This is a genomic window from Pleionea sp. CnH1-48, assembly GCF_024124665.1.
Taxonomy (GTDB): domain Bacteria; phylum Pseudomonadota; class Gammaproteobacteria; order Enterobacterales; family Kangiellaceae; genus JAMXSB01.
Genome location: NZ_JAMXSB010000006.1, coordinates 247,263 through 274,216, shown reverse-complemented (window position 1 = coordinate 274,216; position 26,954 = coordinate 247,263). Strand labels below are relative to the sequence as shown.

The following is a 26,954-nucleotide window of genomic DNA, read 5'->3' as shown; positions in this document are numbered from 1 at the left end:
GTTTTTGTCTTCGTTGCTGTTCCCTCGTATAATATTTACCAATTGATTTTTGTGGATGCTAAAGCGTTATGGCAAGTAAGTTCTATGTGGTTTGGAAAGGGCGTGAGCCGGGAATTTATACCGACTGGATGTCGTGTAAAAAGCAGGTAGATGGCTTTACGGGCGCACGTTATAAATCGTACCCAACTCGAGCTGAAGCCGAAGAGGCGTTTAAAGGCAGCAGTAGTGTAGTTTTTGCAGGCAAGTCTTCAAGTGGTAGTAAAGGCACAGGCGCTAAAAAGGGCGGTTTAAAAAGTTACACTGCCGAAGAGGTGAACGCACTTAAAGCCGATACCAAGATTTTTACTGATGGCGGGTGTGACCCGAATCCTGGTAATGCAGGTTCTGGTATTGCGATTTATCGAGATAATGTGCTCGATGAATTATGGTACGGTTTATACAATCCTCGCGGAACTAATAATACTGCCGAACTTAACGCTTTGCATCAAGCGATGTTGATTGCGCAGAAAGAAATTAAAAAAGACAGCAGCGTTGTTATTTTTTGTGATTCTAAGTACTCCATCCAATGCATCACTCAATGGGCTGCTGGCTGGGAGAAAAAAGGCTGGAAAAAATCTGGTGGCGAAATTAAAAACCTTGCTTTGATTCAAACTATGTATGCTTTGTATCAAGAAGTAAAAGATGAGATTAAGATCCATCACGTGAATGGGCACGTTGGGATCGAAGGTAATGAACTGGCTGATCGTATGTCGATATTAGCAATTGAAAAGAAAGATAAACGTTTTCATCGTTATGCTGGGGATATGAATATTCCTTACTTGTTGGCTATGCGGACTGGGTAATTATTCTAACAGATACTTAATCTATTACGTTATCTGGGCTGGTACTTGTGAGGATATATGGCGCCCAATAAAAAGGGGAACTGTATATTCCTTTTCTGAACTGGTTTTGAGTTATTTTTAAAGCTTTGGGAAGGCTTCTCTCCTTCTTTAAATTCTTATAGAATAATGTCATAAATCGCTCTGACGCTGCATCTGATACTGGCCATAAGGTTGATATAACATGGTCCACTCCTTGAGCCATAAACCCCCGGCTAAGGCCTACCACCCCTTCCCCTTTTCGCTCAATCCCTTTGGCTGTGTCACAGCCATTAATAACAACCAGTTCATTATTAAATGGCCGACTAAAAATATCTGTAAAGGTAACGAAACTAGATATCTTTTCGTGTTTCTCGTTAATAACTGATAGTATGATTCCTGAATATTCAGGAGACTCCGGGTTGAAATACCCATGAGTTGCAATATGTAAAATTTGGGAGTTTCTAACTTCTTCTCTATAGAGATTCTTACGGGTCGCTGACTCTTTCGAAAAAGTATTTGCGTTTTCTTTCCCAAAAATATTAACGATGTTATTCATTTCGACTTCTGAAAAAGGAAGTGGTGATAGATTGCTTTTCCAAGAGCGGAAGTGATCGCTCGAAGCTAGGGTGATATTCTTCTTATCAAAAACTGGGTTGGAAAATATACTGAGCTTTTTACTAAACTTCACCTTTTTATTCTTAACATAAAAGTAGCTGGAAACTGATGGGATGAAAGTGATTGTTTTACTATTAATAATCGGCTGGTTACCTTTTGATGATATTGGTAGTGCTGAAAAAGGAACATAATGAAGAGCTTCATGAGGTATTATTAATAGGTCTTTTTGTAAGCTGGTTAATACATCTTTTGGAAGTAAAAGTTCCGAAAGCTCTTGCAATAGGAGCTTGGGTTTTTGATGGTTTTGAGAAGACGTTGATACTCTAAACTCTTTGATTTTATCTATTACTTTGTTAGAGGGTGATATCTTCAATATCTCTTCTCTATCTTTTTCAAGAACAAAAAGATAGAGGTGTTTTTCTAGTAGTAAGTAGTAAAGTATGCTTTGGTCCGGTTTTAGTTTCGCTTGTGATTCTTTAAGTGGTAATATTGAAGGAAGTGAGTTCTTGCCTTTATTCCTTATCGAGTCATAAATATTAAGTGACTGCTCATTATATAGTTCTGTGTGTAGAGACTGGCTTCCATTTGAGTCAGTCACTATTTTTTCCTGAAGACTGCTAATTTTGTCTAAACGAGAGTTCTGACTAGAGTTTTTTTGACGAGTCGCCAACCTTAGCCTTAGCGATGTAGCTCTCGAGTTCTCCAATATGTAGTATAGTTTTGATGCTTTGTCATCAGAACCGCTCGACAATACTAAACTAGCAAGGTTTTTATAAATACTGTGGGTTTTGTTGCTCCATGCAGGGCTGGTTCGCTCCAAGTCTAAGTGGGTATGATAGTCATTTATCATATCAATTGCTAGTTCTTGAATCTCAAATATATTATTCCAGTAATGCTTTTTTTGTTTATGTAGCTCGATTATTTTCGATAGCACATCAATGTGTAAAACTTGAGAGCGGGCTTGTTTTGATGAGGACAATGCTTGGTTAAAGTATTTTCTAGATGATTGAAAGTCGTTTCTGTCAATAGACTCGTTCGCTTTATGAAGAAAGTACTTTGTTTTTACATCATTGTCCGTGAGGAGTGATATTCTTGACTCTACTTCTGATAAATTCTTTTCATACTTGGTAGTATTTCCAAGTAACTTATAATCTTCGGCGAGTTCTAAGTATGAGTTGATTATATTGTTTTGGGTACCTGCCGTTGGGTTTTTTAGGTTCTTTAAATCTTGATTGCACTCCTCATGGTGGATGCGAGAGTTGTCCACTTCACCTTTTAATCTATAAGTTGTGCCAAGTATGCACTTTATTATGGCTGCTTGAAAGGAGGATGCTTCCTTCGTAATTTTGAGCGCATTGTTAAGCTCTTTTTGTGAGCTATTGAGATCTCCTAGGTGTTGATGGATTTGACCTAGGTTTTTTAAGATAAGAGATAGTAATTCACGGTTATTCTCTTTAGTGGCAATTTCGAATGCTGCTGAATAACTTTTTAACGCATTCCTTAACTCATGATTTCTTTCATAAAATGAGCCAAAATTATTCTCAATAATAGCCATTACATGATCATCGTTTGCTAAGGCGGCATGGTGCTTAGCGGTATTCAGCTCCTTAAACGCTAGCCTAATATGGTAGGGCCTCATCTCCATTGAGTCATTTTTTGCCGAAAGGTATCTGTAAAAACTCATGTTGTTGTAGATGTGTGCTTTTATTTGATGATCGTCACCGGAAAGAATTAATGCTTTATCTAAAAGCTCTTTTGCTTTCAATATTTTCGACTTATAAAGCATGATCTCAGCAAGAAAGTTATTCGCGATAGCCATGCTTAGTTTTAATCTTTGGGGACCTTCGGCCATGTATTTTATTGATTTATTAATTTCCAGAAGAGACTTTTCTAAGGTGTTCTGTCTTAGGAGTAATCTTGCTTTTATTAAGTGGAAAGTATGTGGGTAGTAGTGAGAGTTCTCTAAGTCATTAATTACAGTTAGAGCATTTTCATATTTGAAGATTTGCTCTAGAGAAGATGCTAATAGGATTGTTCGGATTTCTTTTAGCCAGTTATTAGATGTGTCTATCATACGAGCAGACTTTAAAGCCTTAATCGCACTAAGTTTTGACTCTTGATCCGATAAGGCCCAAAAATACTGTGCTTTATTAATAAGGGATAAAATCTCTTTGTCACCTTTATTTGGAATATACCTATCCTCAATAGTGATAGATAGTTCTTCCTTAGAATATTTATTCTTGTTACAGAGACTGATGTTTTTTGTTGTGTGTGGGGAGAGAACTACTATAGGAAGGTTTCTTCCTTCAATGGGATCAAGCTTTACTTTACTAGCCCCCTCAATTTGAACATAACTAGCTATGCTACTAGATGATTTGACAATAAAATACTCATTTTTACTAGGGTTTATTGTTGAGCACGAAGCAAAGCCTCTCTGCGGGAGAGAGGCAATAATTAAAAGTGCTACTATAAGAAGTTCTTGATAGCGCATTTAAATTCTTCGACACCTCCAAGAACCATTTGTACTCTCTTTGGTACTTATGTCTTCTATCCATACAAGATTGTGTATCATTAAATCTTTTCTACCATGAGCTAAGTGAACAACCTCTTGTAAGTTTGTTCCTCTAGCATTCATTATTGGAGAAATTAGAGCTTCATGTTTTAGGTAGAACGGCTCTTCTTTTAGCCACTCACCGAACAATGGTTCTTCACTTTCAAATAAAATGAAGTTGTCTTCAACTCGAACCCTAAAAATAATATTATCGCTGGGGTAATAGTCATCTTTTTTTGGATCTCCTGAGTTATTAGAGTCTCCCAGACTTTTCCATCGGCCTTCAAAGTCTTCCAGAATTATCATGTTCCGTCTCCTTATTAACTTCTGTTAGTATATCTTCAATTTTAAAAGGATGTGTATTTATATGCATGCTTCTCCATTCTGGAGATTCCAGTATTGATACTTTTGACTGAGATATTAGTCCTTTCAATGTATCGAGTACTATAAGACTACCTAATGAGCCTAGTTTTTTTCCATCGCTCATATTGTCTGCTTCAGAAAGTATGTAGAACCATAAGGGCGTTTTTTTCTTGAAGTCTTTACATACGTTTTCTAGAAGCTTGTGCTTATCTATTTTGTCTTCTGGAAGTATACTTATAAGCTTTTTCAGTTCCTTTGGTATAGACTCTAATATTGCTTGTGCGCAAGGAAGACCTATTTCATTGCCTCTGAGTAAGTTGAGAGATGATAGGTGCTTTATTCCAGTCTTATTGTTAGGAAGCTCAACTTTTACAAACGGATTTATAGGGAGAGCTAAGTTGGCAATGTAGCTATCTTTATTAAGTTTAAAGAAGAACTTCCAATCAATTATTTGTTCTTCAAAAACGTAGTCTTGGCTGTTCAGTTGGCCCTTCCCTGTCAGATTAAATATTTCACTAATTGGAATCGCTTGTTTTTTGGAGTTTAAAGTATAGGTTTTTCTTACCATTGAATGGCCAAACCTAAATGCTGCACCAGAAAATTCAATAGGCATTCTTGGCTCTTCACATTTTAAGGTGTCCCATATTAAGCTTGTATCTTTGTTAACAATAATCTCCCAGAGAACATGATCGCAAAGCTCTTTTAAGAAGTCGTGTAAAACGACATGCTGGTAGGTTAAGATAGTTTCTTTTTTGGCTTCTTCGTAAGCTTGAACTCCACTTTTTCCATGAGTCGCTAATTTATCAATAGTTTTATTGTGAAGCTTTAAGAACTGCGTATGTAATTGAGATATTATGAAGTTCTCATCATTTCGATCATCGCCTATTAAGGCCTTTTTCTTGTCATTTCTTGGTAAATCTTTATTAGGATGGAGCGTTCCTGATGAATCTATTGAAGGACCTAAATGCATCTTACCCGTTGTCCTGTCTATCGGAATTGAACTGTCATTAAATCCATCTCCATATATGCTATCAAGATCTAACTGAGGAGTTCGTAATTGAATGAGCTCATTCAGAGTCCTTGGACGTGAGCTTGGAGGGTTTTCTCCTCTTTTTAATCGTGTAATATCATGGTCGATAAACTGACCAAAATATGTGTACCCAGAAGGGACTCCTGTTGGAGGGAATGAACTTCTTGGTCCCTTTTCGAACATACTTTTTCCTAAATCAATAATTAGCTCTCTTTGGAACAAGCAACTCGGTGAGTTAAATAAAGAGGAAAAGCTACCTGTTGTTTCATCTCCATGACTTTTCATGATTATTACCTACTTTGGTGTTAACGTATCAAAGAAACTCTCACTTCTCTTTTATTATCTTCGCTTGATATCTCAAGAGTGTAATCTTGGCTCTCAAATATATCGCTTTTCAGCAGCAGTGATATGACTCCCTCATCGTTGGGTAATATATCTTCTGCTCTTACTATCAAGCTACTAGAAGTGCTATCAATAATGTTAACCGTATGCTTTTGATTGTAAGCGTATGGTGTGATAATCAATTTGAAGTATGGGGTCGAATCTTTTAGTGTTATTGAAATATGCTGTTCATTCGATATGTTTGAACTGCGCATCGTATCAACAAAAAACTTTGGCTCATTTACTATCAACTCAGGTTCTTTGTTTTCTTGGCTAACTACCAATAACTGCAAACCAACCGCACCAACCAACAATGGCGCTACCAACGCTTTCAAAAACAAACCATCAAACCAACGTAGCCCTTGTTCTTTCTTACTCGCCAATTCCGCTGAAGGCATGGCCTGATACATAATCCTGTCGAGCTCTAGTTGCTCTAATAATTCAGGTTTATCCATGAAGTAAGCCTCGAACTCCGCTGATTCCTCAGCCGTCAATTGCCCTCGCAAGTACTTCTCTGCGATGTTGTCTTCGATATATTTTTTATCCATTGAGCATTTCCTCCTTCTGTGTTCTAACATCTGACACGTTAACTCTATGGAATGGAAGCTCAATTCTTGTCTCTTGATTATATAAGTGACTTAGAGTTTGAGGCTCTCTCACCTGGGGAGCAAAAAAAGATAGCTGGTTTGTTGTTATCGAAGATTCAGCCTGATACATAAAAGGTACACTGAGAGAAGTAAGCAAAACGATAGACAATAAGTCAGTGGTATTATCTGGATCTTTTGAGCCGGATAGCTTAAACAAAATCAATTGCTTAAGTCGGCTTCTGGCACGGTGAAGGATTCGGTCAAACTGTGCAGGCGTTAAGTCTAATGCTTCACAAATTTCTTTCTTGGTTTGCTCACTAATAAAGTAGCGCCTCAGTATTTCTCGGTCTCGCTCAACTTTCATTTCATCCATCAGTTGTTGAACGATTTCCAGAAGCTTCTCATTATGAAGGCTGTGATTCAGCAAGCTACTGCTTTCTGGTGGACGAATATCAATATCGGGATCGGTATCTGTCGCTCGGCGTTTTTCCTTTCGATAATGTGCGATAAGAAGATTAACGCCTACCTCACGAATAAAAGCTGATAACGCAGCGGGATTTTTTATTTGATCATTACGTGCTTTTTCTAGCACAACAATAAAAGCATCTTGAACAATGTCTCGTGCTAATTCTGGGTCTTGCGCACGTCGATTCAAAATAAAATAGAGTCCTTGCCAATAATGTGTAACCAGCTCCTGTTCGGCTTGCCTTTCTCCAGATCGAATTCGTTGGATAAGCTGCACGGGATAATCTTGATGAGTGCGTTTAACTTCGCTTAATAGTGTCGCCAAAGTTGTCTCCACCGATGTTATTGTTGTCGTTATTCGCAGAACGCAATAGTTACTTAATCAGCATAGAAGACAACAACATAACAGGCAATTAGCAAGCTAATCTGAGAGCTTATTTTTTAAATAATTCAATTAATTATTGAGATAGGTGATACGATTTAAGTGGTAAATCTCAGGATGTGAAAAAAGAAAATGTATTTACTTGTAGGTAGAAAAAGTACTTTTACAGGTGAATTAACCTACGCCATTAAAAAAAGTTTTTATTGCATGTTCGGCAGCATTTTCTGCGCGCATTCCTTGATTTCCCATCATCCACCAAGCGGTGTAAACAACACTATCCACAATACAAACAATCCATGCTGTATCTAAAGATTTATTAATGCTGCCTTCTTTTTTTCCCTGTTCGACCATTTTTGATAATTCGGAAAGTTGGCGGTTATAAATTTGAGTGACCTGTTCGTCTTTCTCGACAATGCTCCAAAGTGAAAGCAAAAAATGATAACGATCAGCAAGTGGCATGATCAACTGAAACATCAACTCAAGCGCTGCTTTGCCAGTTAACTGCTGTTCTTTGATTGGCTTCATTGCCGTGTCGGTTAACTCGAGGGATTCAATGGCAAGCGCCAGAATCAATTGTTCTCGAGTTTCAAACTGACGATAAAGAGTGGCACGTCCAACGCCCGCATGCGTTGCAATTTGGCTAAGAGAAGCCAGTGGATTTTGTAGTAGCAACTCTACAGCAGAGTTGAGTAAAGCTTTTCGTGAACGAACAGCTCGAGCGTCAGTGTTTGTCATAAAGTCATCAATACAATAAGTGAGACACTAGTGTATCATAAAAACAGTGCTTAACCAGCCACATTATTTCTGTGCCAGTATTCTATCCAGATGATTGGCAAAAGCTTGTCGATCAGCATGGCTCATTGCAGGAGCTCCGCCTGTATCTATTCCGCTGGATCTTAAAGTGTCCATAAAATCCCGCATATTCAGTCGAGAGCCTATGTTTTCTTTGGTATAAAGCTCGCCCCTGGGACTTAACGCCTGGGCACCTTTGTCTATCACTTCGGCGGCTAGTGGAATATCCGAGGTAATCACCAAATCTCCAGGAGCAGCTCGCTTAACAATTTCGTTATCAGCGACATCAAAACCGGAACTCACCTGCACAAAACGAATATATTGTGAGTCTGGTGTGCGCAGATATTGATTGGCTATCAGGGTGACCAATACTTTTGCTCGATTGGCAGCTTTAAATAGAATGTCTTTGATAACGACAGGGCAAGCGTCGGCATCGACCCAGATTTGCATAGTTTTACCTTTTAGATAGGAACATGAGGCAGCGCTATCATATCGAATATTGCAGCCATAAAAAAAGGCAAGTTCCTAAGAATCTTGCCTTTTTTGTCTCACAAGAGCGATCGAGACAGTGTCTCGTCGTTCACTTCACTATGATACTACAGTGATGTTCTCTGCTTGTGGGCCTTTTTGACCTTGAGTGACTTCAAACTCAACCTTCTGGCCTTCAACTAATGTTTTGAAACCTGAACCGTTGATTGCACGGAAGTGTGCAAATACGTCTGGACCAGATTCTTGCTCGATGAAACCGAAACCTTTTGATTCATCAAACCATTTTACAGTGCCAGTAGTAGTAGACATAGTCGTATCCTATTATTTCAAGTGTATAAATTAAGCCATTATCATGGCGCTTTTTGGCTAAAAGTGTTGCTAATTATGATAAACAGGACGAGGAACTAACAGAGAAGAACATCGAAATGGTGTGCATAAATATAAAACGTACTTTCAAGCTGCGTGAATTATATACAAGTTAATGACTGAGTCAAGTAAAGTGTCCTTTCTTCTACTCTTGAATTTTGATTTCCTGAAGGTGGTTATTAATGTGGAGTATGTGTGCTAGTAAAGTATCCTGTAGAGAAAGCTCTCCGTAGGCAAAATGCGCTTTTAAAGAGGTTTCATTGATTTGTAGCTGTTTTAAAGAATGGATAACCTGTTGAATCGCCTGGTGAACATCTCCTGAGTCGTTAATAGCTGTTGCGCCAGGAATAGGTTCCGCCAAATTGTGATGCATCTGCCCGCGCGTAGAAAAAGCCGAGAATGCTAAAGCGCCAAGTGTATGTTTAAACCATTCTGGTTTGTGCTCCGGAAAGCCCTGCATAGAGTACTCTATGCTTTGAGCGCAATGAGTAAAAATTTTATAAGGACTCCAGACTCCGGTACTAACAAGGGATTGATGAGATAAGTGTTCGAGCTTCTCTATCATCGCCGAAGCACTTAACTGTGTGGGTGAAGGACCATTATGTAACCACCAGAGCCCCGAGCCCGCCGCTGTTGTTGTTGTACCTGCGATTAAAGACCATTTGAGGAGTTGACGACGTTGCATACTAAGTTCCTGGGGTGTTTGCTGTTACCGCAGCTGGGCTTGGTTGTGCTTTAAGTAGTAATAATGGAATGACAATGCTAGTCGCTGCGACAAGATTGATAATCAGATGGTAATAGAGACTCATATAAAGCGATAGGCCGCTATCAAAAACAAACCAGATCAAGACAGCAAGCATAAGCGCCCACTTTATTGCGAGTTTGCCTTGCTGAACAAAGGAATGAGTTGCAATACAGAATAATAGTCCCCAGCTGGCAACGGTTGGGCCAAACAATTGAAGTAACCTACGGACGAGAGATTCTTCTTGAGCGGATAAGTCGACACCAAAGGCTTGTTGAAGATGCTCAAGATAAAAATTGATGAGAGAACTTTGAGCGATAAGGATGAACAGAATTCCTAGTAAAGCATGGCTCAGCCCGACAAAGAGAAGCCAGCGATAAATAATTTTTTGTGTCATGTAATGAGTAGGCTTAAGAGCCGAACAACCTGATTTTGAATCAATTTTATCTATTATTTAATCAGGGTTGAACAAATTTAACGCAAATATTTTATGAGACGCTATTGTCTCATATCTTTTGTTGTTATATGATACATTTGTGTCTCATAAATGTGTCTGTCTTTTTATGAAGCACTATGTGGCAAAGAAGGACTACAAAGGTAAGTGTAAGGCCTTTGTAGTCCTCTATTCATCACCGGATAGGAGTACTTGATGAAAGCGCTTTTTCAGTCTTATCAATCGCTTGCAGAAGCATCCATTGCTCAGGCCAAGGCTTTGCCTTTCGCTGTGTACCACGACAAGTCTGTGTATGAAGAAGAAACGAAACAGGTTTTTCGTAGCGAGTGGGTATTCGCCTGTGCCGAACAGCAGTTATCTAAACCGGGGGATTATTTTGCATTTGATATGGCTGGAGAGTTAATTGCGATCATTCGTGGTAAGGATGGCACCCTTCGAGCGTTATCTAATGTTTGTCGTCATCGGGGCACCCCATTGCTTGATGATGGCTTCGGCAATATCGAACGAAACATTGTCTGTCCTTATCACGCATGGACCTATGACGATCAAGGCAAACTGAAAGGTGTTCCTTTTCCGGGGGATGTTGTAGTTGATAAAGAAGAGCATTGCCTGCCGGGCTTTCAACTTGAAAGTTGGATGGGGTTGCTTTTCGTTAATTTATCGGACAAGCCTCTATCATTGTCTGAACGTTTGCGAGGTATTAAGGAATACCTCGCCTTTTTTCAACCCGAGCGTTTTAGTAACGGTTACCATGGCGAAACCGAACACTGGCAGGCTAATTGGAAATTAGCGGTTGAAAACGGCATAGAGAGCTATCACCTGTTTAAAGTACATAAAGATACTTTAGAAACCGTAACACCCAGTAAGCAATCTTTTTATGTTGCGGGGAGTTCAGAGTGGGCCATTACTGGCGGTCGTATGGTTGAGACTCAAAGTAAGTTAATGAAGTGGTTAAGTGGAAGTCATCCAGAAGCCTACAATCATTATCTCCTCATTTTTTTGCCGCCCTCGTTTATTGGCATTATGACCTACGAGTCTTTTGACTGGATTCAAGTATTACCCGATGGGCCTGAGCGTTGTGTGATCCGTTCTGGTGGCATTATGGAATATTCGGGTTCTTATAAAGATAAAGCACTTGAACAATTCAATGCTGATTTTATGGCAGAAGACAAAGCCATCTGCGAGCGCGTTCAGCGCGGTATGCATGCTCAAACTGGTCACGGAGGAAAACTAGTGAGCATGGAAAAAGTGGTGGTCGACTTTCGCCAGTTTTTAGCATCGCGTTTATTTAATTCTGTGCCTGATGACTTTTTTCAATCAGAACAGGCGCATATTTTTTTAACCGAGTAAATCACCTTTAAACACATTATGCAGGTCACTGTAGGGACTCGTTTGCTTTGAAAAAAGCGTGTCGGGATCTGTTCACTTCGATGTTCGGAGATTTTTATGTTGAGACATAGTTTTCTGGTTACTGTTTTAATACTGATAGCCGGTTGTAGCAACCAGGATAATCAAACACCACCGCCGCCTCCTCCGCCAGAGGTAACATTGCCTCCTGGGCCAACAAACTTTGTTACTTTTGAATCAGGTGCGGTGCGCCCGGTTGCTATGAGTCCTGATGGCGCAAAAGTATTTGTAACCAATACTCCCAACCACTCTCTTGATGTTTTTGCTTATGATAATGACGGGCAGTTAACTTTGCAGCACTCTGTGCCTGTTGGGATTGAGCCCGTTGCTGTTGCCGCTCGCAACAACCAAGAAGTTTGGGTGGTGAATCACATTTCAGATTCAATCAGTATTGTTCGTTTCGATAACGGAGTGCCTTATGTGGCTCGCACTTTACTGGTGGGGGATGAGCCTCGAGATATAGTGTTTGCTAGAGACAAAGCATTTATTACGACGGCACACCGTGGCCAGCATCGCAGCCATTCGTCTATCGCAGGTGTTACAGGCGCAGGTGATCCCCAACTGCATACCCCTGGTGTAGGCCGTGCAGATGTTTGGGTGTTTGATGCGAGCCAAGTGGGTGCTTCGTTAGGTGGAACGCCACTAAAAATTATTGAGTTGTTTGGTGATACCCCACGAGCACTGGCGGTTACTCCTGATCAATCTAAAGTCTATGCTGCAGTATTCAACTCAGGTAATCAAACCAGTATCGTTCATGAGGCGGTACTTTGTTATGGCTATACCGATGATGTGTTAGGTAGCCAGCCATGTGATACTTTGGATCAAGTTCAAATGGATTTTGGGTTGGCCGACGGCAAGCTACCCGGAGGACGAACAGCTCCTGGCGTAAACAAAGACGGTGTGCCGCAACCTTGGACTTCAATGATTGTTAAGTTTGATCCCGAAACTCAACAATGGCGAGACACTCAAGGGCGTAACTTTACCAATGCTATCCGCTTTAGTTTGCCCGACCAAGATGTGTTTGAGATTGACGCGACTCGTCTGGAGATGGAAAAGTCATTCCGCCATGTTGGGACTACCTTATTTAATATGGTGGTTAATCCTCAAGATGGTACTTTGTATGTCACTAATACCGAGTCTAATAATGCAACTCGATTCGAAGGTCCAGGCATTGTTGGCGGATCAACCGTTCAAGGTAACATTGCGCCCTCGCGCATTACTCGAATTAAGCCAGACATTGACGTTGTTAGCCCCCGCCCATTGAATCGTCATATTGATTATTTACAGTTAAAAGCAGCACCAGGCGTTAAGCAACATACCGTTGCTAATCCGACTCAAATGGCTATATCAGCAGATGGTAAAACGCTTTATGTAGCAGCGATGGGGTCAAACAAAGTTGCTCGTTATCAAACGGAACAGTTAGATGATGATTCACTTTGGGACGGTCGTGGTGACGAGTTTGACTCGACTGCTGCTAGCGCCAATCATTTTTCTGTTGCCGGTGGACCGGTTGGATTGTTGCTAAATGAAACGCGCAACCAATTGTTGGTGTACACGCGTTTTGACAACAGTTTGGTGAGTCTGAATCCGCAAACAGGTGCCGAGTCGCAAAGGCTTTCTCTATTTAGCCCTGAGCCTCAAAAAGTCCAGGCGGGACGAGCCATTTTGTATGATGCTGATCGCTCTTCTTCCAATGGTGAAGCTTCTTGTGCCAGTTGTCATGTCTTTGGTGATACCGATCATCTGGCCTGGAATCTCGGTAATCCAGATGCCAGCAACGCACGTAATCCACAACCTTATCCAACGGCAAATTTCTTAACACTGGGGTGTATTTTTGTTGGGCCTGATGAAAGCAGTTGTGAACTATTAGAAATACTGAATGGCGATGGCGATGAGCTTACCATTGCTTCCATGAAAGGCCCCATGATGACACAAACATTGCGTGGTATGAGCACTCATGGGCATCTACATTGGCGCGGCGACCGCTCTGTTGGTTACTTTGGTGATGATGTTGAACAAACGTTGGATGAGAGGACATCATTCAAAAACTTTATTGTGGCTTTTGAAGGTTTGCTTGGGCTGGATATTGAGTTACCAGCAACAGTAGATGATCCAGTTAAGTCACAGGCGGTGTTAGATTTAGAGCAGGATATGAATCGCTTTGCTGATTTTGTGATGAGTGTACAAATGCCTCCTAATCCCGTTCGATTACTTGATAACTCATTATCGTCATCCGCTCAAATAGGACGCGACTTTTTTGTCGGTGAACGTCGATCGGATGGATTAGCCGAAGATTCCAATCGAAATGGTCCAGAAACGGACGGGGTAAACTGCGAAGGTTGTCACGGTCTTGATCCTGCAAAAGGTTTTTATGGTACTCGAGGAGAGGTTGCCCACGGTGGCGAAATCCAGATCCTTAAAGTGCCTCAGCTAAGAAGTTTATATACCCGTGCAGGTATGTTTGGTTTGCCCGATCGTGAAGGCTTTTTACCTTCTCACACTAAACAAGATCAAGGTGAGCAAATTCGTGGCTTTGGTTTCTTACATGATGGTGCAACGGATCAATTGATTAACTTCTTGCGTGGTGGTGTATTTGATAATGGCGAAGAGCCATGTGCTGATGGCAACCTGCCTGTTCACGGATGTGAGTTCAATGAAGGCGTCGTTGGGATTCCTGATGAGCAAACTCGACAGGGATTGGTGGACTTTATGATGGAGTTTGATTCGGACATTTCACCGATTGTAGGACAGCAAATAACACTCAATGCGAATACAGGAAATGTTGTTATTCAACGACTAAACTTGTTGGAGCAAAGAGCGGCTGCACCTTTTACTGCAAAGGTTCTAGGCGGTGTGGTGACTGAGTGTGATTTAGTTGCGCAAGGCAGGGTTGACGGGCGGTTGCAGGGTTTTATATTCCATCCTCAAAAACAATACTATATTCGCGATAAAAAAGCGGAGTCTCCCGTTTCAATAAGTGCAATGAGAAGTTTGGCTATGAGTTCTGGAAATTCTATTACATTTACCTGCCAGGTGCCTGGTATGGGAGTTCAGATGGCAGTTGATAGAGATCTGGACGGAATACTTAACGGTGATGAGGTAACTTTATGACCATCGGAATGATTGTAGGCAGCTTATTATTGTTATGGCTGGTGTTCGATTTATTCAGCGGAAAAGTTTACTTGTGGCGCTCTTATGAGCGTTCACAAGAGCCCGGAGCTTATTGGGGAACCATGTTGTTATGGTTAGTTATTGCTTTGTCTTGCTTTTTCTTTTGGTATTAGGGGGGACTTATGAGCTTACCGCAACACAATCCCTTTTTACGAGGCTTGTATTTATTATTGGTAATTATTATGTTTATTTTTATGATGATGGTGATTCGAGCTTACTGGCCTGATGCTCAGCCTGTGTATCCTCATGCCGAAGGCGACTACTATGCTGGTCATGGGCAACAAAGTGCGATGGTGCAACCGGTTGTTGAGCAGCAAACCGATAGTTCGACAACGCCGGATGCGACAGCTTCATCTAATCCATCGTCATCAGTACCTAAAGAAAACATGACGGGCCACTCTCCATTCAAAGTTGAAAAGCGTTTACCAACTCGAGTTGTAGGAATAGCAAAACGACTGCAGCTTAATCAAGACATTGAAAGCCAGGTAGAGCAATTATGGATGGAACTGTACAAAACCAATCTGCACCAATTTGCAAAAGGTGTACAAATTAAAAATCAGGTGTACATGGTTTATCGAGACTACAATCAACAGCGACAAAGCGTTGAAGTAGTTGTTGGTTATTCTACCAATGCATCTGCTGACGCAAATGATGGCTTTTATTCTTTGGCCATTCCTGGTGGTAATTATATGGTTGAGCGCTCGGTATTGGCGACATGGAAAGACCCTCGCAATGTGCCACTAGCTTACCGTATCGACTACGAAGTGTATGACATTGATCAATACTTTCAGGTCGCTTCGCAGCGAGCTTTTCTTTCTATTCGGTAGGTGATATCACAATGAATGAGTTTATTTATTACTTTATTAACCTTGAGAATATCACCTCGCTGACAGACTTTTTTGAGCGTATGTCATTTGATGTGTATGACTGGGTATTAGTATTCGCCATTCTATTTTTGATGATTGAATTAGCCGATGATGCTGTAAAAAAACGTCTGACGGGGGAGCGGTTACTCGAAACTTTATCGAGCATTTTCACTCAGGTGCCTTTTTATCTGGCAGAAGTGTTTGTATTCGCTGGTGCCGTCTATGGCTACTTTATTGTTTATGAGTACATTCCCTGGAAAATGCCTGTGAATGCGCAGAGCTTTGTTCTGGTACTTGTGATGGCTGACTTCACTTACTACGTTGAACACTTCTGCATGCATAAAGTGCGTCTGTTTTGGGCTGCTCATTCGGTGCATCATAGTTCCAATGTCATGAATACCGCAACGGCTTTTCGGTTCAGTTTGTTTGACCCTGTGTTATCGGCGACGTTTCATCTTCCGTTGCTCTTACTAGGATTTCATCCTGTGCTTATTTTCTCGGCGGAAGTGCTTATTCAGGCTTACCAGTTCTGGATTCATAATGAAATGGTCGGCAAACTTGGGCCACTAGAATGGATATTTAATACGCCTTCACATCATCGAGTTCATCATGGTTCTGATAAAGAATATATTGATACTAATTATGGTGGGATCTTTATCGTTTGGGATCGATTATTTGGAACCTTTGCCGAAGAAAAGCAGTTGCCTAAGTACGGATTGACGACACCTATGACGTCTAAAAATCCCATTACGGTTCAGTTTTATGAGTTTGGTAAGATGTTTAAAGATCTACGTAAGGCAGAGAATATGAGTCAGGTCATGGGATATTTATTCCGTGGGCCGGGGTGGAGACCTAAACAATCCGAGTAAAAAGCATTTTACAGTAAGTTGATCCAATGACTCTTCTACACAAGAATAGCAGCTCATTTGAGCTGCTATTCTTGTTTTTATCGTCCTTCTCTCTGATCTATGGTCGGTAACTCCCCCGTAAATACTTATCTCGCCTCGGGTTTTTTTAAGAAAGCTAGAGTATTCATGAGATTACCTCTCTTTTATAACAATAGTACTGGTTTATTATCCAACCTCCTCCTTTCGAATAACTGCTGGTTTATTGACGTGGATCTATTTTAACGAGCAAGGCTAAGCTACACTGATAAAGGTACTACTCTATTTCTGTTAGCGAATACCCATGAAGATTGACGATAATCCATACGAACCGCCTCACTCTCGTTGTATCCGAGAAGGTCTGTATTTGCCTTTTTCTATGACGCTATTTTTTTGCCGAATCAGTGTGGGTTTTTTTGGTTTGTTCGTGATTGCTCGATTTCTTTATGGTTTGTTATTTTTAGGCTTACATTTTGAGATGGCTCAGGTCGGCGAAAAGCTGATCTTATGGTTTATCTGGCATGTGTTGCTCATTCTTGTAGCTCTGTTGTTGTTTGGTGCCATTATTCAACGCCGTCGATGGAGCTGGTATGGCCTTCTGGTGTTTTTGTTAATGCGCTCAGGCTACTTTATTTACGAGTTGTTCTTTAATGACGCTGTGCGCTCCAGTATTGAGTACGGTGCTCGTCAATTTGCTGTGGAGTCAGAAAATACATTAGTCTTGGTTTATCTGGCGCCACTTATTGGTTGTTTGTTTCATTTGTGTTGTGCGTTTTTTCTACTTTGGAACTCTCATATTAAAACCTTGTACTTCGATAGGCCCTAGTCTTTCGTCGGATATCTGGGTACTATTCTTATTATACTTTTTAATTGTTTTTCCTTTCAGGAGCTGCCTTGGTTCCTGGCATTAAGAGTGGGTTAGTTAATAAAACATGAAGTACTTGCAAATAGGTTTTTTGATGTTCATGTTGAGCTGGGTGCATGCAGAAACTGCAACGGTTGCAGTCGCATCTAATTTTTCTATCCCTATGAAAAAGATTGCTCAGGCTTTTGAAGGTGACACAGGGCATCAACTGCGGTTGATTTTTGGTTCTTCCGGTAAATTTTATGCTCAGATTAGACAGGGGGCTCCTTTCGATGTGTTTATGTCGGCGGATCAAAGCAAACCTGTAGCACTGGAAAACGATGGTTTTATTATTAAAAACAGTCGGCAAACTTACGCTCTCGGACGCCTTGTTTTGTGGAGTTCCGGAACTCGTACGGTAACCGCTGATAGTTTAAGAAATGACAAAAACATCACTAAGCTGTCTATTGCAAATCCACGAGTGGCGCCTTATGGGCAGGCGGCTATCGAAGTTTTAAAAGCATTGCAGTTGGAGTCTATCTATCAAAACAACTTGGTTCGAGGTGAAAATATTGCTCAAGCTTATCAGTTTGTGCAGTTAGGCAGTGCGCCTTTAGGGCTCGTTGCTTTATCACAAGTGATAGCAACGGGGCAGAATTCTGCTTCCTATTGGCTTGTTCCTAAGCATTATCATGAACCTATCCGACAGGATATGGTGTTATTGAAGTCTGCTAAAAACAATAAAGCCGCGTTAGCTTTTCAGGCGTATTTGAAGCATGAGTCGGCTCGAAAAATTATCCAATCCTATGGCTACGAGTTGCCGCAAACAGAAGGGAAGGGTTTTTAATGCTGTCTGAAGCTGACTGGGTTGCGATTGGATTAACCTTTAAGTTAGCTACCTGGGTCACTGGTTTATTGCTTGTGCTAGGTACACCTCTTGCTTGGTGGTTGGCTCGTACTCAGTCCTGGTGGAAAGGGCCGATTGCGGCGGTAGTTGCAATGCCACTGGTGTTACCACCGACGGTATTGGGGTTCTATTTGCTGATGCTCATGGGGCCTGAAGGGCCTGTTGGGCAGTTAATGAATTCGTTGGGTTGGCAAGGGCTGCCGTTTTCTTTTACTGGACTGGTTATTGCTTCGATGATTTATTCGTTGCCTTTTGTTGTGCAGCCTTTACAAAATACTTTTGAGTCGCTAGGAAGGCGGCCATTGGAAGTTGCTGCAACGTTAAGGGCTGGCCCTATTGATCGTTTCTTCTCTGTGGTTTTGCCTTTGTCACGTCGAGGTTATTTAACCGCAGCGGTGTTGGGGTTTGCTCATACGATTGGAGAGTTTGGGGTCGTATTAATGATTGGTGGCAATATTCCAGGAACGACTCAGGTGATTGCTGTAAGAATATACGATCATGTTGAATCTCTAGATTATAGCCAGGCCTATGCTCTGTCTGGTTTTATGGTGGCATTTGCTTTTGTTGTATTGGTTGCCTTGTATTCTTTTAATCGACGCCATCCTTCTGCTTTATCTGGCTTTGGAAGGTCGAAATGACCAATCCTATGTCATTAGAGTTGCGTCTGTCACACAGTGTGGATGATTTTCATCTAAACCTCGATGTTAAACTTCCTGGCCAGGGGGTGACCGCTGTATTTGGCCATTCAGGGTGTGGCAAAACCACATTGTTACGTTGTGTGGCAGGACTTGAAAAGGCGAATGAAGCATTTATCAAGGTTAATGATAAAGTATGGCAGGGTGCTGCTTCTTTTTGTCACACACATCAACGCTCTTTAGGGTTTGTTTTTCAAGAAGCGAGTTTATTTTCTCACTTAACCGTTGAAGCCAATCTTATGTACGCGATAAAACGCGCACCCCGATCAACCGAGCCCAGCCTTTATAGAAGCATTCTTGAGTTGTTAGGACTAGATGCGCTAATCAAACGGATGCCAGACCAATTATCGGGAGGGGAAAGGCAGCGAGTCGCCATCGCCAGAGCTTTATTAATACAACCTGATTTATTACTAATGGATGAGCCTTTGGCGGCTCTTGATTTTGCTCGCAAAGATGAAGTGTTGCCTTATCTTGAGCGAATGAAAAAAGAGCTGGCGATTCCTATGCTTTATGTGACCCATTCGATGGATGAAGTGGCCCGACTAGCCGATCATCTGATTGTTATGGAACAAGGTAAAGTGTTAGCTAGCGGTGCTTTAACGGATGTTTTTTCTCGTTTGGACTTACCACTTTATCAGCGTGATGAGTCGGGTGTTGTATTAACCGGAGAAATAGAAAGTAAAGATGAACAGTGGCATCTAGCAAAGGTAGGTATGGGGGGCTATCACCTTTGGGTGCAAGATTTGGATTACGCAATAGGCCAATCTGTCCGTCTGCGAGTATTAGCCAGAGATGTCAGTCTGGCATTGAGTGAACAGACCGATAGCAGTTTTTTAAATGTGCTGTCAGGTGTTGTTGATGAGTTGCACTCAGCAGAACACCCTAGTCTGATTTTAGTGCGTGTTAAAGTCGCTGAAGGTCTCATTATTGCCCGTATTACTCAACGTTCTATGAGGCATCTTAAATTAGCCGTTGGCTCTAGAGTTTGGTTGCAAATTAAGTCAGTCGCTTTGATTCAGTAACACAGGCTTGATGCTTTCAATTTGTTTAGATTAGGCTATCTTTTCTATATTCGGAGTTCTGATTTTATAGGTGAGGTTTGGATGTTTTTAGTTCGCTTGGTTTATGCCAGCTCGAAAGCAAAAGAGTTTGATCTAGATGATGTCAGTCAAATTATTGATTCTGCTAGAGAAAACAATAAGAAGTGCAGTGTGACTGGGCTATTGTGTTTTAACCGAAAATATTTTCTTCAGTGTTTAGAGGGATCGAGAAGCCAGGTCAATCGAATATACCATCGAATTTTGAATGATGAACGCCATGATAGGATCGTTTTGCTCGACTACACAGAAATTATAGAACGGGAGTTCAATGATTGGTGGATGGGATATATGCCAGAGTCTTCTCTCACCGCGCCTCTTAATATGAAGTATTCTGGTACGCCGGAATTTAATCCCTATGAGATGTTGGGAGAAAGTGCTCATCAGATGATGCTGGAGCTTAGAGACACTCTTCCTGTTTTATAGTAAACCAAATATTACTTCAAATTCAGCTCTATCAAATGACTGCGTGAGGACTCCACTCCCTTCAGCAAAAATAATCTTCCATCTTGGCTAACATCTAGCAATTGAAGTGGAAGAGCTGTTGAAGAGAAAATCAAATGTTGTCGAAGATAAACCTCGTTGTTTTTTTGATAGATGAAACCTTTGTCGGTTGAGAAGAAGGTTAAAGCTTTGAAGTTATTTGTTATCTCGTTTATAGAAACCTTTGTCTTTTTAAGAGCTGCATCTATTTTTATCAAGCTGTTTTCTTGTTGAAGCCACAACTGGTCCTGATGGTCCAGTTGTGCGCGATAATACTCCCCGCTAAGAGCAACCTCTGTCATCCTGCCACTGGCAATATGACGTTTCACAAAAGAGGCGTGTGTGTTCTGTTGCTGATGCAATAACAGGGCATTCTCTTTGAAATACCATCCTATGAGCGCAGTCAGTTCTCTGCCTACAACTTCTGAGCGATGGTTTCCGGTTGTCACATCAAAGAATAAGAGTTCACCAGGAGTTAACAGGGCGATGGTTGAATCATCGGGAGACCAAATAGGCGCAGAGAGCAATGGGGCTGATCGCTTGTTTTCAAAAAGTCGTTTAGTGTGATTATTGTGGTGAATAAAAAGTTGCTCAACGCCGTTTCGTTTAGAAATATAGGCAATTGATGCTTGTTGATTAGACAGTGTGGCTTTGCTGTCGAAAGCCGTTGAGTTGGTTAGTTTTTGCGGCGCTTTTTCGGCTATTGACCAGAGCCATAAGTCACTGTCTTGTTGAATCATCGACAACAATAAACGGGGCTTCGTTGGATGAAACCGAGGATGATTGATAGAGCCATGATTAAGCAATGGTAAGTTACTTTTTTGTCCTGACAAAGAAACCAGACTCAAGCCTTCTGAGTGATTTAGCAGTATATGTTCTTGTGATGGATGCCAATCTATTTCGATGAGACCGAGAGGGAGCTCTATAATTGGAGCGCTGAGAGTTTGGTTGCTAAGAAGAAACGTTCTGAGCTCCACCTTGTTGTCCGGTGCCTGGCCTGCGATGGCAAGACGCTTTTTGTCGGGTGATAGTGCAAGTCGATAGGGCGAAAAACTGGCATCGGATGCTAAAAGTATGCTTTGTTGTCCTGTTGAAATGTCATAGTGGTAAACTTTTGACAGGGCAGGTTGGTTAACGGCTAATTGGGCATGAGAATAAATCCAGTGCTCATCATCCGCCCAAAGCAGCTTACTGATAAATCCCTGTTTTGGCATTGTCACTTGAGGTATTAATGAGCTTCTTACTGGAGCATCAATATTTAATTCCAAAGTGCCAAGGTGATAATGTGTTGCAGAAGACTCTATGTAACCCAGTTGTGTCCCATCAGGACGCCAGTCGATGGATAGTAAGGTATCTGAGCTTTCTGCAATAAGGTGTTCTTGAGCGCTGTTTAAATGTTTGAGCCAAATCTGCGACGTCTGCTTATTGGGTTGACGAATAAAGGCGATAAATTCACCGCCAGGATGGTAAACCGGAGCAATTTCTACACCATGGCTTTGAGTCATTGCGCGGCTGGTTATCGAAACCGGTGCTTTGTAGGGTGAGGATTTTTTCATCACTAGTGGGATAACAAAGATGGTGCTCATCGCTATCAACAAAGCGATCGGCCCAAGAGGATTTTTTAACCATGGGCGTGTGGATGTTTGCTCTGCTTGAGAGGACTCAAGCTTAACCGGAGATATGTCTGCTTCAAGGCTATAGCCGCGTTTGGGATAGGTGACCACCAAAGCTTGACGGCTGGCGTTATCGTCCAGAGCTTTTCTAAGTTGAGCGATACAACGCTGCACAGAACCCTGACTAAAAGTGATATCCGGCCACAGAGCAGAGAAAATCTCTTCGCTGCTACACACTTCTCCTCGACGTTGTGATAGATACACCAACACATCCATCACTCGTGGTTCGATAGTGCGTTTTTCTCCTTCTATGTTGAGGGTGCAACGAGTGACATCAACCTGAATATGATTGATTTTAAATCTCGACCAGGCGTCTGGCTGATTGATTGCTTCTTTATCTAACTTATTGATTTTAATACTCATCAAGTTTTCATCAACAAAATATCAGGCTTACAACATAGGGCTTTAAGCGGCTTTGCGGCATGGTGCATCACTATACCGAATTTGCTGCCAACTTGCCTAGCACTGAGCTACTTGTGGGTGGTTGATGCTTAGCCTTTTTGTGGAGAAAACATCATGTTAAAAAGCCAGAAAAAAATAAACAGAAACCTTTGGAGTTATTGTTTCTCATTAGCACTTTTGTGCTTGTCGCTCAGTAGTTGTACAACAACAAAATCCACTCCTGTTAATAAAGCTGATCCTTATGGGCGGATTGTTGAGCAATTCAAAGCGCAGCATCCCGTTGGTCTGGCAGTCTCGATAGAGCAAAAAGGCAAGTTGTTATGGGAGGATTACAGTGGCTATGCAAATCTGGAGCTCGATATTCCTTTAACTGCTCAACATCGATTTCGCATTGGCTCTTTGACCAAACAGTTTACTGCTGCTCTGGTGTTAAAACTGATGGAGTTGGATAAGCTGTCTTTGCATGATGATATTCGCCAGTATGCTAAAGATTTTCATTATTCTGGAAGTCAGATAACGTTACATCATTTGTTAACCCATACCGCAGGATTGGACGAGTTTATTACACCTGATATTTTAAAGTTACGCATTCAGGAAGATATTTCTCTTGATGCGCTCATTACCTTGATTCAGGAAATGCCGCGTATTGGCCAGTCTGGTGAGCAAATGCGTTACAGTAACTCTGGATATATACTGTTGACGAAAGCCATCGAAGTTGCTTGTGCGATGTCGTTTAGTGAATGTCTACAACAGCACTTGCTAAAGCCTTATGGACTAGCAGCAACCACTTACGGTGGTAAGCAACTGATTAAAAATCGAGCGGCTGGATACACTCGAACAAAAATGGGGATCCGTAATGCTGATGATGTGAACATGAGCTGGCCGTTGGGAGCCGGTGGTCTGCTATCGAATGTACGTGATTTGCAGCGTTGGAATCATTTGCTATTTTCTGGTCAATTATTAAAAGACAGCAGCTTGCGTTATTTAACTCATTCTCATCAGTTAAATAATAGTCAGTCTACTCAATATGGATTTGCTCACTTTCTGGGACAGTTTGGTAACTTTCCGATCTATGCTCACAATGGCAGTAATCTAGGTTTTTATAGTGCGCATCTGTATTTTCCACAACAACAGTTAAGTCTAGTGGCAACCGTGAATCTTGATAATAACGGCGGCCTGGGTATTAATATTGATCGTTTATTGCAAGATTTGGCTGCTCAGGTTTTACACATTCCTAAACCTGAGTATGCCGAAGTAACTGTCAGTGAGAAGGAACTCGATCGAGTGACGGGGAGCTACCAGCTACCGACAGGAATAAAGCGACATATCAGTATCGACAATGGGCAGCTAATGTCTCAACTAGGTCATGGTCCAAAGTATCGTCTTATTCCTATGTCGGCGGGCCGATTTTATTTTAAAGACTCTCTTACCTGGGTTGAGTTTACGACTAATGCTCAAGGAGAAGAGGTGATGGCGACCTATTTTAATTTAAATAAGACACCGCAGTTGGCCATAAAACAAAAGCCCAGCTCTTAGCTCTCTTTAAAATTTTGTTTTCTTTGTTTGAAGTCAACCTGAGTGCCATCGGCAAGCCAAACCTGAATCGTGTGAGGCTTGCCTTCTGGAGTAAATTCAACATGGCCTACGCCGTTGCCATTCAATAACCGAGTCTCAGGGTTATTTGAAGGGCGACGAGCCTGTACTTTCATACGTCTTCTTTTGGTAAACATATTGAGTGGCGAGCGCGATCCAAATAACCAGGTGTTTACGCGATCGAAAACACGCAACAAACCTTTAGGAAAATGGTTTTTTAAACCACTGGTTGTGATCTGCCAGATTTCAGGGCTATTTTTATTGAGTCTAAGGTGTACGTCATAGACAAAGGAGTAGTGAACATCGCCCGATAGAATCGTAAAGTTCTGTGGTGTTTTGGGGTGACGAAAGATATTTAGGATGACGTTGGATGCGCCTGGGTGTGCCATCCAGTTTTCGGCATCGACCATTAATGAATGACCGAAAAAGGTAAAGACTCTTTGAATGGACTCAATCAGTTTAACACCAAAGATAGGTGCGGGAGACACTAAGATAACGGCATCTTCACCAAGCAATGTGTTTTGTAACTCAGACAATGCTTCCCAGTCCATCAACCCTGATGGTTGATTGGCACTGCTTTCTGAACGCCAACGATGAGTTCGCGTATCTAGAACAACCAGCTTGGGCGTTGTTTCTGATTGAAAATGCCAACGATTAAACTGGATCAATTGCGTCAGCAGTTCATCTTGTGCATCTTGCTGCGGAGATTCGAAGAAGTCTCTAACTTTGGGTTCAAGAGTCTCATGGAAATTTTCGGGAGCATTACCCCAACCCTGACATAAATAATACCCAAGCAATGCGTTACCGATGATACGTCGAGAAAATGGGTGGTTATAAGCCGTCTCTTCCCAGCCTCGCGTTAAATTCCAGTCGTCGGTGACATCATGATCATCGAAAATCATATAAGTAGGAATATGAGCGAATAGGCGCTGAACTTTGGGAAGTTCTTCAATAAACTTTTGAATACTTTTTAATTCGTTGTCAAATAAAGTGTGGTGATGACTTTTGATGGCTTCTTTAGTCAGAGTCACCTGTGACCATAGGTTAGGAGACCAAACCAATAAGTACATGGCCAGCACTTCGGCGAGAGTGATCAGATGGTTGTGAGACTTAGCACTGGTAAAAATAGGTTTTTTTAAGGAATCAAAGAAGCCTTTTTCTACCGCTTCACCCGCTTTATCTTGAGGCAGCAGTTGTTCACGAGAATAATAGCAGTGCTCACTGGCTAGCAGCGATTGGTGATCCGAAACACTGACGCCAGGGATTGGTTCATCATGTAAACCAAGTCGTTCAATAACCTGATGAATGGCCACCAGCATAGGACCGGATACATCGTCGAGGTAAACCTGATCGCCTGACAACATCAGTAAAGAAGGTCTTTCTGCTAGTGGTGTATTACAAAGACGTTGATCGGCTATGACAAGACCATCGCCTTCTGGATGATGGGGCTTGCGGCAGGAGCCATGAAGAATAGCTTCTATGTTTGGTTTATAGACAAAAGAGAATGCTGATTCGCCTGGATATAAAAGATGAGGCGCTTGAGCAGACAGGCGAATTTCTTGACCATCTTCTTGCCAATAGAAATCATAACTGAGTTGATCGCCCGGATTTAATTTTGTTTGTAGTGGGTAATCTAACAAATAAATATAAGCCGAGGTGCCAATGCTAATAGGGTCATTATTATGGGCACTATCACTGCGTGCAACAGCTTGACTGTTTTGTGTCTGGTTATGGATTTCTAATTCTAGCTTTACGGGGACACTGGTAACCAACCAGAAGGTAACACGGTCATGAGTCAGTCTGCGTAAAATCGGGCCCGCCAGTAAAGTGGGTAAAGAAGAGGTGTTGCTCATTTAAAGTCGTCGATTCGCGAAGTCAGGATGGCGATAGTTGCCAGTTTCAGTCTGGCATCAGTATCCTGATTTGGATCAACTTATGCAAGTCATCAAAGAGATTTTAGTGGGGGGAGCCCAGCTTTTGTAAGGCGCTTATTGTTAGGTGCTAATTGTAAGGAGCTTAGTGGTGACGAAGAATGAATCCCCGCCACCTGAGTCCATTATAACGATTGGACTTTGATACCAGTGTAATACTTGTCCAGATCCAGGGTAATACCTGCCGCTACAAGTTTATCACCTTCTTTACGTGTACAAAGAATGCCTGCTTCATTGGATTCATGGGCAGTGCCAGTATGAGATCCGTCATCTTGCTCGTGCAGTTGTCCTTTTGCAACATCAACTAAGCCACCCAGACAAGAAAACTGATTAATACCTGCAATAAAGGGATAACGAATTTTATTGGTGATATCAAATTTTCCGCTGTTGTAGACTTTAGTCGAGCGAGTTTTTACATCGCCGTTCAAGCGTACTGTATCCAGTGTTGAAGGGTGGATACCCAGCCATCTTTCAAGCCAGTTACGAGGCGCTCCTATGTCCAGTGTGTATTCCGTATAAAGAGACTGGCTAATATTGTCTTCAATACCTTTTGCCCAGTTAGCAACATCTCTCGCGATAGAGGCACAAGAAAAAGGCCAGTTATCAGGAATGCTGAGCTGTTCGCTACAATGGGTAACAATTTCTTGTTCCAGATCACCTGTACTGCCTAAAAATACAGAGTCATCGGTGCAAGATATTGCAAAAGGAATGGTTAAAGAGCTGCCATCGACATCGCCAATGATTGCTCCTGCCGATTGTTCTACCGAGCCTATTCCATAGGCTACTTTGAGATCCAGTTCTACATCACTGCATTGAAGAGTATACACACCACCGCGTGTCTCTACTTCTGCGCTTGCTGATGCTGTCATGGTTGTTGCAATAATAAGTGATACAAATGAGTGATACATTTTCATTGTTAACTCC

Annotated in this window: 25 protein-coding genes; 12 read left to right on the top strand and 13 right to left on the bottom strand. The window is 41.7% G+C overall.

Annotated elements, in window-relative coordinates:
* Positions 1 to 68 precede the first annotated feature (68 nt).
* The gene (locus tag NH399_RS11610; RefSeq protein WP_253040400.1) at positions 69 to 842 is read left to right on the top strand and encodes a ribonuclease H family protein; all 774 of its coding nucleotides are present in this window, start codon (positions 69 to 71) and stop codon (positions 840 to 842) included.
* A 16-nt stretch (positions 843 to 858) separates the two neighbouring features.
* On the opposite strand, the gene NH399_RS11605 is transcribed toward NH399_RS11610, so the two are convergent.
* The 10 genes from NH399_RS11605 to NH399_RS11560 form a co-directional block, all read right to left on the bottom strand.
* Positions 859 to 3,966: a CHAT domain-containing protein gene (locus tag NH399_RS11605; protein ID WP_253040399.1), complete on the bottom strand. Its 3,108-nt coding sequence runs from the start codon at positions 3,964 to 3,966 to the stop codon at positions 859 to 861.
* Positions 3,967 to 4,332, bottom strand: a complete 366-nt coding sequence (locus tag NH399_RS11600; RefSeq protein WP_253040398.1) for a hypothetical protein — start codon at positions 4,330 to 4,332, stop codon at positions 3,967 to 3,969.
* Positions 4,310 to 5,704, bottom strand: coding sequence for a peroxidase family protein (locus NH399_RS11595; protein WP_253040397.1), 1,395 nt, complete (start codon positions 5,702 to 5,704; stop codon positions 4,310 to 4,312). The genes NH399_RS11600 and NH399_RS11595 overlap by 23 nt, the downstream gene beginning before the upstream one ends.
* A gap of 20 nt (positions 5,705 to 5,724) precedes the next feature.
* Positions 5,725 to 6,348, bottom strand: a complete 624-nt coding sequence (locus NH399_RS11590) for a hypothetical protein (protein WP_253040396.1) — start codon at positions 6,346 to 6,348, stop codon at positions 5,725 to 5,727.
* Complete coding sequence (locus NH399_RS11585) at positions 6,341 to 7,177, bottom strand: RNA polymerase sigma factor (RefSeq protein ID WP_253040395.1); 837 nt, start codon at positions 7,175 to 7,177, stop codon at positions 6,341 to 6,343. Before NH399_RS11585 ends, NH399_RS11590 begins: the two co-directional genes overlap by 8 nt.
* Positions 7,178 to 7,408: 231 nt before the next feature.
* A complete protein-coding gene (locus NH399_RS11580) occupies positions 7,409 to 7,969 on the bottom strand; it encodes a TetR/AcrR family transcriptional regulator (protein ID WP_253040394.1) in 561 nt (186 codons plus the stop codon).
* Between the two features lie 63 nt (positions 7,970 to 8,032).
* The gene (locus NH399_RS11575; protein WP_253040393.1) at positions 8,033 to 8,476 is read right to left on the bottom strand and encodes a YaiI/YqxD family protein; all 444 of its coding nucleotides are present in this window, start codon (positions 8,474 to 8,476) and stop codon (positions 8,033 to 8,035) included.
* A gap of 138 nt (positions 8,477 to 8,614) precedes the next feature.
* The gene (locus NH399_RS11570; protein WP_253040392.1) at positions 8,615 to 8,824 is read right to left on the bottom strand and encodes a cold-shock protein; all 210 of its coding nucleotides are present in this window, start codon (positions 8,822 to 8,824) and stop codon (positions 8,615 to 8,617) included.
* 202 nt (positions 8,825 to 9,026) lie between these two features.
* Complete coding sequence (locus NH399_RS11565; RefSeq protein WP_253040391.1) at positions 9,027 to 9,566, bottom strand: DUF1569 domain-containing protein; 540 nt, start codon at positions 9,564 to 9,566, stop codon at positions 9,027 to 9,029.
* 1 nt (position 9,567) lies between these two features.
* A complete protein-coding gene (locus NH399_RS11560; RefSeq protein ID WP_253040390.1) occupies positions 9,568 to 10,020 on the bottom strand; it encodes a hypothetical protein in 453 nt (150 codons plus the stop codon).
* Between the two features lie 252 nt (positions 10,021 to 10,272).
* Here NH399_RS11560 and NH399_RS11555 point away from each other — a divergent pair, with 252 nt between their 5' ends.
* From NH399_RS11555 to NH399_RS11510, 10 genes are all read left to right on the top strand, one after another.
* On the top strand, positions 10,273 to 11,427 hold the full coding sequence (locus NH399_RS11555; protein WP_253040389.1) for an aromatic ring-hydroxylating dioxygenase subunit alpha: 1,155 nt from the start codon (positions 10,273 to 10,275) through the stop codon (positions 11,425 to 11,427).
* A gap of 96 nt (positions 11,428 to 11,523) precedes the next feature.
* The gene (locus NH399_RS11550; protein WP_253040388.1) at positions 11,524 to 14,595 is read left to right on the top strand and encodes a hypothetical protein; all 3,072 of its coding nucleotides are present in this window, start codon (positions 11,524 to 11,526) and stop codon (positions 14,593 to 14,595) included.
* Complete coding sequence (locus NH399_RS11545) at positions 14,592 to 14,768, top strand: hypothetical protein (RefSeq protein WP_253040387.1); 177 nt, start codon at positions 14,592 to 14,594, stop codon at positions 14,766 to 14,768. Before NH399_RS11550 ends, NH399_RS11545 begins: the two co-directional genes overlap by 4 nt.
* Before the next feature lie 9 nt (positions 14,769 to 14,777).
* Positions 14,778 to 15,482 (top strand): GyrI-like domain-containing protein, encoded by a 705-nt coding sequence (locus tag NH399_RS11540; protein ID WP_253040386.1) that lies wholly within the window; start codon positions 14,778 to 14,780, stop codon positions 15,480 to 15,482.
* Between the two features lie 11 nt (positions 15,483 to 15,493).
* Positions 15,494 to 16,390: a sterol desaturase family protein gene (locus NH399_RS11535; RefSeq protein WP_253040385.1), complete on the top strand. Its 897-nt coding sequence runs from the start codon at positions 15,494 to 15,496 to the stop codon at positions 16,388 to 16,390.
* Between the two features lie 319 nt (positions 16,391 to 16,709).
* On the top strand, positions 16,710 to 17,231 hold the full coding sequence (locus NH399_RS11530; protein WP_253040384.1) for a hypothetical protein: 522 nt from the start codon (positions 16,710 to 16,712) through the stop codon (positions 17,229 to 17,231).
* 106 nt (positions 17,232 to 17,337) lie between these two features.
* Positions 17,338 to 18,096 (top strand): molybdate ABC transporter substrate-binding protein, encoded by a 759-nt coding sequence (modA, locus tag NH399_RS11525; protein WP_253040383.1) that lies wholly within the window; start codon positions 17,338 to 17,340, stop codon positions 18,094 to 18,096.
* The gene (modB, locus tag NH399_RS11520) at positions 18,096 to 18,794 is read left to right on the top strand and encodes a molybdate ABC transporter permease subunit (protein WP_253040382.1); all 699 of its coding nucleotides are present in this window, start codon (positions 18,096 to 18,098) and stop codon (positions 18,792 to 18,794) included. Before modA ends, modB begins: the two co-directional genes overlap by 1 nt.
* Positions 18,791 to 19,873 (top strand): molybdenum ABC transporter ATP-binding protein, encoded by a 1,083-nt coding sequence (modC, locus tag NH399_RS11515; RefSeq protein ID WP_253040381.1) that lies wholly within the window; start codon positions 18,791 to 18,793, stop codon positions 19,871 to 19,873. The genes modB and modC overlap by 4 nt, the downstream gene beginning before the upstream one ends.
* 81 nt (positions 19,874 to 19,954) lie before the next feature.
* Positions 19,955 to 20,374 carry a BLUF domain-containing protein gene (locus NH399_RS11510; protein ID WP_253040380.1) on the top strand — a complete coding sequence of 140 codons (420 nt, stop codon included), beginning with the start codon at positions 19,955 to 19,957 and terminating at the stop codon, positions 20,372 to 20,374.
* An 11-nt stretch (positions 20,375 to 20,385) separates the two neighbouring features.
* On the opposite strand, the gene NH399_RS11505 is transcribed toward NH399_RS11510, so the two are convergent.
* The gene (locus NH399_RS11505; RefSeq protein ID WP_253040379.1) at positions 20,386 to 22,467 is read right to left on the bottom strand and encodes a winged helix-turn-helix domain-containing protein; all 2,082 of its coding nucleotides are present in this window, start codon (positions 22,465 to 22,467) and stop codon (positions 20,386 to 20,388) included.
* A 153-nt stretch (positions 22,468 to 22,620) separates the two neighbouring features.
* On the opposite strand from NH399_RS11505, the gene NH399_RS11500 reads away from it, so the two are divergent.
* Positions 22,621 to 24,042, top strand: coding sequence for a serine hydrolase (locus tag NH399_RS11500; protein ID WP_253040378.1), 1,422 nt, complete (start codon positions 22,621 to 22,623; stop codon positions 24,040 to 24,042).
* On the opposite strand, the gene NH399_RS11495 is transcribed toward NH399_RS11500, so the two are convergent.
* Both NH399_RS11495 and NH399_RS11490 read right to left on the bottom strand, forming a co-directional pair.
* Positions 24,039 to 25,952, bottom strand: coding sequence for an alkaline phosphatase D family protein (locus tag NH399_RS11495; RefSeq protein WP_253040377.1), 1,914 nt, complete (start codon positions 25,950 to 25,952; stop codon positions 24,039 to 24,041). The two genes, NH399_RS11500 and NH399_RS11495, sit on opposite strands and share 4 nt — an antisense overlap.
* Before the next feature lie 203 nt (positions 25,953 to 26,155).
* Positions 26,156 to 26,944, bottom strand: a complete 789-nt coding sequence (locus NH399_RS11490) for a hypothetical protein (protein ID WP_253040376.1) — start codon at positions 26,942 to 26,944, stop codon at positions 26,156 to 26,158.
* Between the last annotated feature and the right edge of the window lie 10 nt (positions 26,945 to 26,954).